The sequence below is a fragment of the Bacillus sp. OxB-1 genome (assembly GCF_000829195.1).
Lineage (GTDB): Bacteria > Bacillota > Bacilli > Bacillales_A > Planococcaceae > Sporosarcina.
The window spans coordinates 2592713-2605591 of the sequence record NZ_AP013294.1 but is presented as its reverse complement, the minus strand read 5'-3'; the positions used below and the strand labels follow the sequence as shown (position 1 = coordinate 2605591).

Sequence of the window (12879 nt, the reverse complement as noted above, 5' to 3'; positions counted from 1 at the left end):
TTGTGTAATTTTTTATCCTTATTAATATTACCATGCAAACCTAATAACTGAAAGGGTTTAGCGTCGGGACTTTAACATTTTGTCCCGAATTACCTTACACCTCTTTCACAAAGAATGCAACTATCAAAATTCTGAAATCCAATGTCCTTTAGCCTATTAGGCTAATTTCGGTACATCAGAATCATTTCCGCCATGTCTTCCGGGATTTTTGGATGCTCGGTCTGCTTCATGTTCTCTAGCAACCGATCCTTTTCGCGCTCCAATATAGCAAACTCTTCCAACATGGTACGCTTCCCGATTTCTTCCTCTTGGAGAACAAGAGCAATACCCAACGACTCGAATAAAGATGCATTCAAAATCTGATCGCCTCTGCTTTTGGCTGCTGATAACGGGATCAGCAACATCGGCTTATGCAGGGCCAGTAATTCGAAAATGGCATTCGAACCTGCTCTGGATACCGCAAAATCGGCAGCCGCGAGAAGATGGGGCAACCCTTCTGTAACGTATTCGAACTGCGTATAGCCCGGCGTACTTTCAAGCTCTTCATCTATATTCCCTTTTCCACATAAATGAATCACATCATATCGTTCCAAGATGCCCGGCAATTCTTTTCGGAGAGCGTCATTGATGACTGCCGACCCCTGGCTTCCTCCCATGATTAGGAGGACCGGCTTCAACCCGTCAAGACCTGCATATCGGAGCCCTTGCTCCCGGACACCATCGAATAGTTCAGGTCGGATGACAGCCCCCGTGCAAGTCGCTTTCCCCGCAGGAACATAGTCCAATGTTTTCTCGAACACAGTGAAAATATGTTTGGAAAAAGGTAACGCCAGTCTGTTCGCCAAGCCCGGGGTGACATCCGATTCATGAATGACTACCGGTATTCTTGCCAGTTTGGCTGCCAAGACAACCGGGACCGAGACGAATCCCCCTTTGGAAAAGATGATTTCCGGACGGACTTTGCGGATGATGGAGAACGCCTGCATGACGCCTGCCCCGATCCGAAACGGATCCGTCATATTTTTCATGGAAAAATATCTCCGGAGCTTGCCGCTCTGTATGGCATGGTATGTCACATCGGGATGCCCTTCACCGATCAATTCTTTTTCAATGCCTTCATGGGATCCTATATAATGGATATCATATCCTCTTTCGTTGAATACCGGGATCAGCGCTTCGTTCACGGACACATGGCCCGCGGTGCCGCCTCCCGTCAATAGGATTACTGGTCGTTTCACCAGGCTTCTCACCTCTTTTAGTTGAAGGAAGATCGTATCGCTTCCTGATTTCCAAGTCATTATAACAAACGATCCATGGTACAATGGATAGGATTTTATCAATCATGCCTCGGTGTGATGGCGCACGGATTTTTTCAAGCTCGAGGACGACAGGATGGCTGTCATGCAATCTTATCTTTATCCAGCGAGAGTTTGAACACCAGCCGAACAGGAGATAGAACCGCATTCATCTCGCCATCTATTAGAGGCGGGATTTTTCAGATGAACAAAGATAGAAAGGAGGGATATCCCTTTGGACGCTTCACTTCCTTTTCAGAAAAAACCGTTTCATTTCGTGAAAATCGTTTTGCCTATCCTTATTACCCAAGTGGCGCTCTATCTGATGTCGTTCTTCGATATTCTTATGACTGGCCGCTACGATACATACCACCTTGCCGGAGTGACAATCGGATCCTCTTTCTGGGTTCCGGTCTATACCGGCTTGTCAGGCATCCTTATGGGATTGACCCCGATTATCGCCCAACTGATCGGAAGCAAGCGTCATGATGAAGTTCGGCCTTCCGTCCAGCAAGGATTATACGTATCTATTTTACTTTCGGCAATCGTTTTTTCAATTCTTCTTTTCATCGGCTCCCATTTTGTATACAAAATGCCTTTGGAGCCGAAAGTCCAAGCAGTAGCGGCCGGCTATCTGAAAGGAATCTGTATCGGGCTGTTCCCCCTCTTCGCTTATACAGTGATGCGCTCGTTTTTTGACGCATTGGGGGCAACCCGGGTTTCGATGTTCATCATCCTTTTATCAGCGCCGATCAACATCGTACTTAACTACTTTCTGATTTTCGGGAAATTCGGTTTTCCGGAGCTCGGAGGTGCAGGTGCTGGGTATGCGTCGGGGATAACGTATTGGATTGTCCTTTGCATTGCGGTCTTCATAGCTTGGAAGGGAGGAGCATTCCAACAATTTGCCCTTTTCCGACGCTGGGGCCGTGTTTCGTTTTCAAAATGCAAGGAGATCTTACTTATCGGAGTGCCGATCGGCCTTTCCATCTTCGTGGAGACGAGCATTTTCTCTGTCGTGACATTGCTCATGTCCAAGTATTCGACCGAAGTCATTTCAGCACACCAGATCGCTATGAACTTTTCGTCCTTGCTCTATATGATCCCGCTCAGCATTTCGATGGGAGCCACCATCCTCGTCGGACAAGCGGCCGGCGGTTCTCGATTGCAAGATGCCAAGCAATACAGTTTGCTCGCGATTGCGTTCGCGGTTGGATTCAGCTTTCTATCCATCGCCATCCTGCTTCTGTTTCGGGAGCCAATCGCCTCCCTTTACACAACCGATCCGGGGATGATTACCTTGGCAGCCCAGTTCTTCCTCTTTGCTGCGTTTTTCCAATTGTCGGATGCCTTCCAGGCGCCGATTCAAGGGGCACTCCGGGGGTATAAGGACGTCAATATGACATTCTTCGTCGGCGTCATCTCTTTCTGGGGAATCGGTTTGCCGGTCGGCCATATTGTTGCAACCTATACGGATTTCGGGCCGTTCGGCTACTGGGTCGGGCTAATCATCGGCCTGCTTGTCGGAGCCGTCACTTTAACGTTCCGCCTGCTGTTCATTCAAAGAAAATATGCAAAATGAAAATCCCGCTGCCGTTTCATGACGGTGCGGGATCTCTTTAATTCAGTTACATTAACTAATCAGTGATTCCGGTTCTCGCAACCTTCACTTTCACTTTCACTTGGATCGGGAGCGTTGCATATGTTTCCTGCCAATCCCCCTTTTTCCAAAGCTTCGGATGGAAGGCGTGGACATGACGTCCGAAGCCGACAATATCACTTTTCGCATCCTGTGTCTTGGCGATGACATCCTTGAAGTCCTTCGACACTTCTTTTGTCAAAAATGCCTCAAGCTCATCAATCATCTCCGTCTTGTTCAACCGGTCATGAGGAAATTCTTCCAGGCTGACATTCAATGTATAGGAGGCGTCGATTTTCTCCGTTGTAATTTTCCATTTCCGTTTGACTTTCACAACATCGATTGTGATTGGACTCTCTTGCTCTCCTTTTTTCCACATATACGACAGCCGGGCATATTTACCTTTCTCTTTTCGCATCAAATTAGCGATGATCGCCTCTTTCGAAGACAGACGCTTCCCCGTATACCGGTGATTGCTGAACAACGCCACCCCGTTTAATTTCGGGACCCCCTCCTTCAGGACAATATACGGCAGGGACAGATCCATTTGATTATCAAACAACTTGATGACGGCCCCTTGAAGCCTATCGTCCGGACTAATACTGTAAAGAACTCCTGTCCGCATAAGTTCCGCGTAATAGACGGTCACCTCCGTCTCCACGCCGGGCGGATTGAAATAATCCTTCATATCTCCTTCGATAATCGCGAGATAGCTCCCTATTCGATTTCGAGGTGTCCGGAAAAACATATCCAAGTACGTATAAAGATTCTTCTTCGCCAATTCACCATTGACCAAGGCCACTTCCAAATGTGCCATGTCCAGCCCTTCCATCGTCCTCAGGTTGGCATCGGCCCGCGATGCCCGCGTTGACAGCCCTTCCCCTTCGGATTGGGCATAGGTGATCTTACCATTCAGGAAAGTAGGGAAAGCATACATCGATTTCACCCCATCCCCTTCCGCTTCCAATCCGATCAAAGGGACAATCGTCACGTCCTTATACTGTTCCTCATCCCAACAGCCACCGACAAAGAGAAGTGACAGCATTAACAAGGCGAATATTCTTCTTTTCAAGAGGGTTTCCTCCGATCCATCAAGACGACAAAAACCGGTAATAAAATAGAGAAAAATAAATGGAAATAGACGAGGGTACTCCTGATGAACTCGACCCTTTCTTTCGTTAAGAAAAGAAGGGGAACCAAAGTAATCAGCACATGATAGATAATTGCATTTCGCTTGTAGCTCTTCTTTGCATGCCCCCGAAGTTCATACAAGCTGATGAATGAATAGAGCGTGATCGTCACGATACTCCACGTCATCCAAATGAAAAGGAAAAACAAATCAAGCCTTTCGACGAATGTCACTTGCTGGGACTTTAAAATGTAGATGATAGGCTCCCCGATATTCTTGGCAATATTCACGGGGAAAAACATTTGAACGAAAAGAAGGAGGGTTAAAAAAAAGAAAAGCCAGATGTTTTGATAAATGAATAGCGGAACTCCTTTGATGGAGTTATCTTTTTTTACATATTTTCGTAAAAACAGATAGACCTCCACTCCAATAAACGTCGATTGGCTAATAAAAATACCTTTGAACCAAGCCGTCTTATCGGAGAATGTAATCGGGAACAAACGGGTCCACACCAAATCGGGTATGACAAGTAACAATGCCAGCATAAAGAGCGGGATCATCGGTATTAGAAGAACCGGCAAATTGATGGCCGTAGCCGCCCTGCTTACATTGGCATAAAGGGAAACTCCGACCAACACACCAACGATGACGATTTGCGGAGTGTTGGGAAATATCCAGATAGCTAGCGTATATTCGATAAACGCGATGAACGTAACGACCACTAGAACCAGTACCCTCGATATAACCAAAAGATAAAGGACCCTGGGTTAAATCGATCATAGACCTTTTCGTAAAATATCAACTGCAAGTAGTGAAGGACACCCGCAAAGAGGAGTACGATCCAGGCATTGGACTTTGCCGTCTCGATCAGGGGCCTCTGGAATGTAATGAAGACGGTTCCTGTTTGAATGGTAAATAGAAACAAGAAAAATTGGATCCGCGTTATTGTGATCATTTGCGAGTCCGGCCCCTTTTCGGTTGCTTAAAATAAAATGTCTGCTGCTGTTTATGTGACTTGGAAAATGGAAGGCGAAAGAAAATTTCCTTAAATCGCGTCGGGTCGAAAGGAACGACGGGAGAGAAATAAGGCTGATTCAGTGATGACCGATTCAATAAATGAATGAACAGAATGAGCGTTCCAATGGCCATTCCGAAAAAACCGAACGAAGCGGCTGCCAACATGAACGGAAATCGCAAAAGCCGTATCGTCATATTCATCTCGACGGAAGGGACAACAAAGCTGGAAATGGCGGTCATCGCGACCACGATTACCATTAAATTCGATACGATCCCTACATTGACAATCGCATCACCTACCACCAATCCCCCGACAATGCCGATTGTCTGACCGATCGGTTTCGGCAGGCGGATACTCGCCTCCCGGATCAACTCAATGAAGGACTCAAGAAGGAATGCTTCCATGATAGGCCGATACGGAATTTCATTAATGGCGAGCTTCACTTTTTTGCTAAGTTCGATTGGAAGGATTTCAGAATGAAAACTGACGACAGCAATATAAAACGCAGGCAGGAAGATAGCCATGAAGAGGCTGAATAAGCGCAACAAACGGTAAAAGGAGCCGACGAGCACCCTCCCATTGAAATCATCCGGTGATTGATAGAAGGAAAAGAAGGTGATTGGGGCGATCAAGGCAGTCGGAGAATTATCCGTGAAAACCGCTATCTTCCCTTCAGCCAAGTTTTCCACGACTCGGTCGGGCCTTTCCGTATTCATGAATTGAGGGAACGGCGACCAGGTTGAATCCTCCAAATAATCCTCGACTTGCCCTATGCTTAAGATGACGTCTTCATCGATCCGATTAAGGCGAGATTCCAAATCCGCCACTACATCGTGATCGACGATGGAATGAAAATATAGATACGTGATATCCGTGTTCGTCTTATGTCCTTTTCGTATGGTTTTTATGACGAGATCTGAAGATCTCAACTTATTTCGAATCAGCGATAAGTTTTGTTGTATATTTTCAACGAACCCTTGGTGACTTCCACGTACGATCTGTTCATTACTCGGCTCCTCGGGGGAGCGCGTCGCCACTTTTGCAGCATTGATGCTAACCATCAGCTTGGATTCAGGAAAAATGACCGCAGTTGAACCGGAACAGACGATTTGAAATAATTCTTCCATTGAATAGGCATGAATCTCCGACACCGCAGTCTTTCCCCAGTTGGTCATCCCGAGATGAGCGCGGTTTCGGATGATATCAATCTGCTTGTTCACTTCGGTTCCATCGGCTATCGATTCATAATAGCAAACGATCCCTTTACCCGTCGGCCAATCAATCTCCTGGACAAACAAATCAACGGTCTCGTGAAATAATTTTTTTATGTAAAGCACATCTAGCTTTTGTTCGTTCGGCTGCTCGTTCACGCTCGTCACCTCATACTGGAAGTATCCGCAGTTGAAGAGAGTTTTATTCAAAAAAGCACGATTGGCGCTTGCGTGGCGCCAATCGTGCTTGCTCTTGAGATCAAAACTTATTTCTGGATGAATTGTTGAGTCCAGTAGTTTCCTTTATTGTCATATCCGATACCGATATGAGTGAAATTCGGTGTCAGGATGTTTTGGCGATGGCCCGGTGATTCCATCCAAGCTTTCACCACTTCTTCTGCCGTACGTTGTCCCATGGCAATGTTCTCAGCTGCTGAACGATACGTAACGCCATTCGCTTTCATCTGGTCGAACGGTGAGCCGTATGTAGGGCTTGTATGAGAGAAGTAATTATTAGTCGCCATATCCGATGATTTTTGGCGAGCGGAATTCATTAATTTGCTATCAAACTGCAACGGTTGGAGACCCGCTTTTTGTCTTTCCGCATTCGTAAGATCGAGTACCGCTTGCTCAATCGCAGAAACGGATGCGTTTTGAGCAGGAGTTGCCGGCTCTTGTTTCGCAGGTTGTTCAACCGGATTCGATGGTGCCGGTGTTGTAGGAGCCGGTTGCGGTTTAGCTGCAGGTACTGCCGGCTGGTTTGTTTCCTTTTGTTCAATCGGCTTTTCTGTTGCCGGCTTACTTGTTTCCGCTTTTTCTCCTGTCGGTTTGCTAGGTGCCGGTTTAGCAGTTGATTTATTTGGTTTCTCAACCGTTTTTTCCGGAGCCGCTGTTGTCTGTTGGAATTTCGGAAGATTGATGCACAGCTTCTTCAGAATCGTTTGTGCTTTATCGAAATCCCCTGATTGTAATTTATATGGAATGTTGGACATTCCCTCCCACTTGACAACTTGGACATATGGAGTGTTTTTCACTTTTAGTTGTGCGTCAAAGCCGGAAGCTTCCGCACTATTGTTGTTCGGCAGTAAGAGCGCCGAACCGAGCAAGATGACTGCAATCGATTTTTTCATCTCATTACTCCTCCCTTCGCAAACTATCATAACGTGCGAGAGAGTCAGATTATCGCCAGTCCTTTCCAGTTCAACCATTTTACTAGAGAAAGCCTTTACACTCGGAAGAAACGAAACTATGTTTTGGATACATTTGGCGGCTTCGTCTTATATTTCATTTGAATCGGGGTTGACGTGCCTGAAATCAGCCATATTATTTAGATCTTCCCCGATGATGACTAGACGGGGTTCCATCCTGATATATTCAGGTAGCCAACTGACCATTCCATAGGCGTATTGGAACAGCATCGGGTTTTTGACACCCCGGACAGGTACATAGCCTTTCATCCGATAGACGGTTTCCGGCAGTGAGTTCACCCATTCTTCAAAGCTCTCTTTCTCGATCTCTTCGGAAAATGTCAGGAGCTTAGAAGACAATGGTAAGTTCTTGCCCGAATGAATCGGGATAGCCGGTCGTTGTTTAGTATCCGCCAACGCGTCTTCAATGACGTCAAAGCCGATTTGTGCATTGACGGTTTGGATGATGGGCACGTTCGGATTGAAATCGCCCAGCTGCATAGTGACGGTCGCCAGTTCTCCATCGGTCAGTAGATCCGCTTTATTCGCAAGCAGCAGGTGGGCATGGCGAATTTGCTCGAGGAAGAGCATCTTCACTTGCGGCGGCAACAGATTGCGGTCCAGCCAGCGCTTGCAGTCGACGACGGTCACAATCCCTTTGATCTGGATGCGGTCCGCAAACAGCGGGGAGAAGACCGCATCGAGCGCTTCCACGGGGTGGGCTGCTCCCGTCGTCTCGATCAAGATGACATCGATATCCTCATTTTCCGAAAGCAACCCTTGGAGCTGCGCTTCCGTCCGATCCGAGCCGGTACAGCAAATGCAGCCATCCAATAACTCTTTTAATGGGACATCCCCTGCCCCATCCACCCGATCCGAATCAAAAGCAAGATTACCGAACTCATTCATGAGCACAGCCGGTTTTTTCCCCTGCTCTTTCAACTGACGGATGACATGGAGCAGCAAGGACGTCTTCCCGCTCCCTAAAAATCCGCTGAATAAATACACATCAATCATTGTAGGCACCTCACCGAAAAAGCGTCCGGTCCTGACATGGACTGGACGCTTTTAGTCTTATTTTGCTATGTCTTCTTTCAATACTTCCTGCGCTTTCACCAATTGTGGATCTTCTTTCTGGATCTTTTCACGCAATTTATTCATCAACCCGAAAGTCGTATCTCCGGAAAGGATGCCGTTCGCTTCCAATGTCAGATCCTGCTGAAGCTTTTTGACAGCCTGCTCCGTTTGTTCATCGAATAAACCGTCGACTTCTCCCGGATTGTAACCGACCGCTTCTAACATCTCTTCTGCCGCTTTCACGGTAGGTGTCAGCATGCCTTCCTTCATCTCACTCGAAGGGTCGAGATAAGGCAGCGAGGCGTAAGGGGGGTATGGCACTTCGTAGTCCGGTTCAATTCCTTTTTTATGGATCCAGTTGCCATCCGGTGTCAGCCATTTGGCAGTCGTCAGCTTCAGATTGGAACCGTCCGACAAGTCTTTCGGGGACTGGACCGTCCCTTTCCCGAACGTTTTGATGCCGATCAGCGGGATGTCTGCGGATTCCTGCAGCGCGGCCGCCAAGATTTCGGATGCAGATGCGCTGCCGTCATCGATGACGACCGCTACCGGTATGTCGATCTTCTTACCGTTGGATGAAGGGAAGATTTCCGGTTTCAGCCCTTTCTCCTCATACTGCATCAAGTTCTTTCCACTTTCCACGAACAGATCCGAAATATCGATTGCCGTATTCAGCATGCCGCCCGGGTTTTGCCGGACATCGATAATGAGCCCTTCCATGCCTTGCTGTTCCATCTCCTCGTATGCCTCCAATAACTCGTCATACGTATGTTCAGAGAAGCTAGTGATATGAATGTGGGCAATTCCGTCTTCCAGCATTTCAGCATAAACTGTCTCGATCGGTATGACGTCGCGTGTAATTTTCATATCGAACGGTTCGGGTGCATCCCCACGCCGGATGGACAGGGTCACTGTTGTCCCCTTTTCACCGCGAATCAACAATACCGCTTCGGAGGACGACAGACCTTGGATGCTTTCCCCGTCCACTGCGAGGATAAGGTCGTTAGGCAAAAGGCCCGCACGTTCAGCAGGCGAATTTTTGATAGGTGATACGACGCTGATATAACCATTCTGCTCCTGGATTTCCGCGCCGATCCCTTCGAAGCTGGACGATATGCTTTCGTTCAGGCGCTTCGCTTCCTGTTCATTCAAATAATCGGAATACGGGTCACCAAGTGCATCGATCATACCATTGATCGCTCCATCGATGACTGCCGACTCATCGATGTCCTCGAAATAATTTGCTACCATTTCATCGTAGGCATCATAGAGCTTTTTGAACTCTTTGCGGTCCGCTACCGATTTTTGGGGATTCACCACTTCCACGACCTTGTCTTCTCCAGTCGTCAAAGCGAAAAACGTGATTCCCGCTGTAGCTAGGACTAATCCAAAAATGAGCATGACAAAGGAGAAAGGCTTCAATCGGATATACCGTTTGGCCGGCGGTTGGTGCTTCGGTTCCTGTTCAGGTGTTTGTTCCACACCTGTTGTTTCTTTTTCTTCCATCCCTTTCCCACCTTTTCTTAAAATACAGCATCGGACAATCGGGACAGCACTGCTGAAAAGCGGGGAGCCGTCCCCTAAACAGATGAAAAGGACCGCTCCACTTGCGCGCGGTCCCCAACGAAATTATTCTTGGATAGCGGCGTCCAGCGCCACTTCGATCATTTCATTGAATGTCGTTTGACGCTCTTCTGCAGAGGTCGCTTCACCCGTCAAGATATGATCGCTGACCGTCAGAATCGCAAGTGCTTGACAACCGAATTTCGCCGCCAACGTATATAAGGCCGCGGCCTCCATTTCGACAGCCAACACACCATACTGCGCCCATTTTTCATGCTGGGCATATTCATTATAAAATACATCTTCTGTAAAGACGTTGCCGACTTTCAATTCGAGGCCCTTTTGCTTGCCGGCTTCATACGCCTTCAATAGAAGATCAAAATTGGCAGTCGGTGCATAATTGACCCCGTTGAAAATGATTTCGTTCATTTTCGAATCGGTCGAAGCGCTCTGTGCCAAAATGACATCCCGGACATGGACATCTTTCTGGATCGCACCGCATGTGCCGACACGGATAAGTTTCTTTACATCATACTCCTGCATCAGTTCGGTTACATAGATGGAAATCGACGGCACTCCCATGCCTGTCCCCTGAACAGAGATGCGCTTTCCTTTGAATGTCCCGGTATAACCGAACATGTTCCGCACTTCGTTGTATTGTGTGACGTCTTCCAGGAAGGTTTCCGCAATATACTTTGCGCGCAGCGGGTCGCCCGGAAGCAGAATCGTATCGGCTATATCCCCTTTATTCGCATTGATATGTATGCTCATATGGTCTCGCCTCCGCATTCAATTTTCTTTCCTCATCATACAGGTTAATGGAAGGATATGCAATGAAGACACATAATGGACATGGGGCTGCCCATCTCTTGGAGGAGCAAGAGAAATGGATGAACGTCGAATTATTTCGCCAAGGAAATCCATATGAAATAAATGAGCGCCGACTGTTGTAATCAGCCGAAGCGCTCTTCATAGATGGCATATAATTCATCAAACACGACAGAGGGCATAGCAGGGTCCGCTGCATCCTCCAAATAGCGGGACAGCGGGTCGAATGCCGTCTCCTCTCTCGGGAAGCTGGAATCGTGGAACATCCTTTCCGCGAAAACCGATTTGGCATCCCCTTTCGGACCGCCCCGATAGGACAGGGCAAACCGGTAAAATGACCGATCCATCCGTCCACCCCCTTCCTTTCTACGAGTTAAATTGTGTCAAATAGTCTCCATAGCCTTCCTTCTCCAGTTCGCTGACCGGGATGAAGCGGAGGGCGGCGGAATTGATGCAGTAGCGTAGGCCGTTTTGGCCTGGCCCATGCGGACCATCGGGAAATACATGGCCGAGATGGGAATCCGCCGTTTTGCTGCGCACTTCCGTTCGGCGCATTCCGTGGCTAGTATCGAAATGCTCGGTCACTTCGTCGGGTTCGATCGGTTTCGTAAAGCTTGGCCACCCACATCCAGCATCGTATTTATCCTTGGAGCTGAATAAAGGTTTGCCAGACACGATATCGACATAGATCCCTTCATCGAAATGCTGGTCATACTCATTACGATACGGGGGTTCCGTCCCGTTTTCTTGTGTGACATGGTATTGAATCGGAGTCAATTTGTTTTTCAATTCCTCTTTCATGCCTCTTCACCCCATTTTTCCAATTTGAATCGTTCTCTCCCGGATCCGACCGCATAGCGGTTATAATGTGCCGGGTTCTTCAAGTAGTAATCCTGGTGACCTTCTTCTGCTGGATAAAATGTTTTAGCTGGAATAATATCGGTTACGATCGGCTTATTAAATCTTCCCGATTGTTCGAGTGCTTCTTTCGATTGCTCCGCAAGCCGCTGTTGCTCGGGTGTATGTGTATAAACAGCTGTCCTGTACGACTCACCCCGGTCGTAAAACTGGCCGCCCGGATCGGTCGGATCGATCTGACGCCAAAAGATGTTCAATAGCTCTCCATAGGTGATGACTTCATCATCATACGTGATCTGGACGGCTTCCCGGTGTCCGGTCATATTCGTGCAAACCTGCTCATATGTCGGATTTTCAACGTCGCCTCCTGTATATCCCGAAACGACGGAAAGCACGCCTTCGTATCGGTCAAACGGTTTCACCATACACCAAAAACAGCCACCCGCAAAAGTGGCCAGTGCTTGTGCCATTGGAATTTCTCCCTTCCTATTCTCATTCTTTCGGTATCATGATTTCCAAAATGATTTCATCTTCCGCCAAATTGAATGTTTTCGCCTTCACTTGCAAATTGCCCGAAACCGGAACCCTTGATAGGTCGATAAATAACTCTTCTTCGGCCGGGCGAACGATCATCCACGGAGGCAATGCGACCGAGTCTCGCAGAATCTTCAAAACGGTCGACGGTGGAACGTTCAATTGCCCGATTTCCATCGATGACTGCTTCAGGATCAAGTTCCCATCCTCCCGCACAACCGGGTCAAAATGCATCCGGACGGGCAAAGTATAGGAAAAAACCGTCATTTCCGATAAGAGGATGACTTCGTCCTGCACTTCCATCGTGACGGGAAGCGGTTCGCCTTTCATCGCCTTCCGGATATACGTATTCGCAATCCCTTGCAAGTCCTCCTTCGTCGAATGCACCGTCAGGACATTCGTCGTAGATGCTATCTGTTTTGCATCAGGCAACGGCTCCGACTCCCCCGTACTGCCAATGAATAGAACGAGAGTCAATAGGGCGGCTATAACGATTCCTGCCAATGTAAAAAATCCGATTTTCCATAGGTTCACGCGATC

Annotated in this window: 14 protein-coding genes; 1 reads left to right on the top strand and 13 read right to left on the bottom strand. The window is 47.8% G+C overall.

The annotated features are described in order from the left end of the window. Nucleotides 1–161: 161 nt before the first annotated feature. Nucleotides 162–1238 (bottom strand): undecaprenyldiphospho-muramoylpentapeptide beta-N-acetylglucosaminyltransferase, encoded by a 1077-nt coding sequence (locus OXB_RS12780; RefSeq protein WP_041074787.1) that lies wholly within the window; start codon nt 1236–1238, stop codon nt 162–164. A gap of 292 nt (nt 1239–1530) precedes the next feature. On the opposite strand from OXB_RS12780, the gene OXB_RS12775 reads away from it, so the two are divergent. Next, nucleotides 1531–2877, top strand: coding sequence for an MATE family efflux transporter (locus tag OXB_RS12775; RefSeq protein ID WP_041074785.1), 1347 nt, complete (start codon nt 1531–1533; stop codon nt 2875–2877). 55 nt (nt 2878–2932) lie between these two features. Here OXB_RS12775 and OXB_RS12770 read toward each other — a convergent pair whose 3' ends face one another. From OXB_RS12770 to OXB_RS12720, 12 genes are all read right to left on the bottom strand, one after another. Next, nucleotides 2933–4006 carry a Ger(x)C family spore germination protein gene (locus OXB_RS12770; RefSeq protein ID WP_041074783.1) on the bottom strand — a complete coding sequence of 358 codons (1074 nt, stop codon included), beginning with the start codon at nt 4004–4006 and terminating at the stop codon, nt 2933–2935. Further along, the gene (locus OXB_RS12765; RefSeq protein ID WP_084212472.1) at nt 4003–4812 is read right to left on the bottom strand and encodes a GerAB/ArcD/ProY family transporter; all 810 of its coding nucleotides are present in this window, start codon (nt 4810–4812) and stop codon (nt 4003–4005) included. The genes OXB_RS12770 and OXB_RS12765 overlap by 4 nt, the downstream gene beginning before the upstream one ends. Continuing rightward, complete coding sequence (locus OXB_RS19470; protein ID WP_052484023.1) at nt 4785–5018, bottom strand: GerAB/ArcD/ProY family transporter; 234 nt, start codon at nt 5016–5018, stop codon at nt 4785–4787. The genes OXB_RS12765 and OXB_RS19470 overlap by 28 nt, the downstream gene beginning before the upstream one ends. After that, nucleotides 5015–6451 (bottom strand): spore germination protein, encoded by a 1437-nt coding sequence (locus OXB_RS12760; RefSeq protein WP_052484022.1) that lies wholly within the window; start codon nt 6449–6451, stop codon nt 5015–5017. Before OXB_RS12760 ends, OXB_RS19470 begins: the two co-directional genes overlap by 4 nt. 107 nt (nt 6452–6558) lie before the next feature. Further along, nucleotides 6559–7422, bottom strand: coding sequence for a CAP domain-containing protein (locus OXB_RS19365; protein WP_041074782.1), 864 nt, complete (start codon nt 7420–7422; stop codon nt 6559–6561). A 147-nt stretch (nt 7423–7569) separates the two neighbouring features. Beyond that, the gene (locus OXB_RS12750; RefSeq protein ID WP_041074781.1) at nt 7570–8496 is read right to left on the bottom strand and encodes a CobW family GTP-binding protein; all 927 of its coding nucleotides are present in this window, start codon (nt 8494–8496) and stop codon (nt 7570–7572) included. Nucleotides 8497–8553: 57 nt separating this feature from the next. Then, the gene (locus tag OXB_RS12745; RefSeq protein ID WP_041074780.1) at nt 8554–10062 is read right to left on the bottom strand and encodes a S41 family peptidase; all 1509 of its coding nucleotides are present in this window, start codon (nt 10060–10062) and stop codon (nt 8554–8556) included. 123 nt (nt 10063–10185) lie between these two features. Further along, on the bottom strand, nt 10186–10890 hold the full coding sequence (gene deoD / locus OXB_RS12740) for a purine-nucleoside phosphorylase (RefSeq protein WP_041074779.1): 705 nt from the start codon (nt 10888–10890) through the stop codon (nt 10186–10188). Nucleotides 10891–11072: 182 nt separating this feature from the next. Beyond that, nucleotides 11073–11294 (bottom strand): YozE family protein, encoded by a 222-nt coding sequence (locus OXB_RS12735; protein WP_041074777.1) that lies wholly within the window; start codon nt 11292–11294, stop codon nt 11073–11075. 19 nt (nt 11295–11313) lie between these two features. Beyond that, nucleotides 11314–11748: a peptide-methionine (R)-S-oxide reductase MsrB gene (msrB, locus tag OXB_RS12730; RefSeq protein ID WP_041074775.1), complete on the bottom strand. Its 435-nt coding sequence runs from the start codon at nt 11746–11748 to the stop codon at nt 11314–11316. Next, nucleotides 11745–12275, bottom strand: coding sequence for a peptide-methionine (S)-S-oxide reductase MsrA (gene msrA / locus OXB_RS12725; RefSeq protein WP_041074773.1), 531 nt, complete (start codon nt 12273–12275; stop codon nt 11745–11747). The genes msrB and msrA overlap by 4 nt, the downstream gene beginning before the upstream one ends. Before the next feature lie 22 nt (nt 12276–12297). Then, nucleotides 12298–12873, bottom strand: a complete 576-nt coding sequence (locus tag OXB_RS12720; protein WP_041074771.1) for a YpmS family protein — start codon at nt 12871–12873, stop codon at nt 12298–12300. Between the last annotated feature and the right edge of the window lie 6 nt (nt 12874–12879).

Coding starts and splice junctions, on each gene's coding strand:
- msrA (WP_041074773.1), bottom strand. CDS start 12,275: ATGGCACAAGCACTGGCCACTTTTGCGGGTGGCTGTTTTTGGTGTATG.
- OXB_RS12735 (WP_041074777.1), bottom strand. CDS start 11,294: ATGGATCGGTCATTTTACCGGTTTGCCCTGTCCTATCGGGGCGGTCCG.
- deoD (WP_041074779.1), bottom strand. CDS start 10,890: ATGAGCATACATATCAATGCGAATAAAGGGGATATAGCCGATACGATT.
- OXB_RS19470 (WP_052484023.1), bottom strand. CDS start 5,018: ATGATCACAATAACGCGGATCCAATTTTTCTTGTTTCTATTTACCATT.
- OXB_RS12750 (WP_041074781.1), bottom strand. CDS start 8,496: ATGATTGATGTGTATTTATTCAGCGGATTTTTAGGGAGCGGGAAGACG.
- OXB_RS12745 (WP_041074780.1), bottom strand. CDS start 10,062: ATGGAAGAAAAAGAAACAACAGGTGTGGAACAAACACCTGAACAGGAA.
- OXB_RS19365 (WP_041074782.1), bottom strand. CDS start 7,422: ATGAAAAAATCGATTGCAGTCATCTTGCTCGGTTCGGCGCTCTTACTG.
- msrB (WP_041074775.1), bottom strand. CDS start 11,748: ATGAAAGAGGAATTGAAAAACAAATTGACTCCGATTCAATACCATGTC.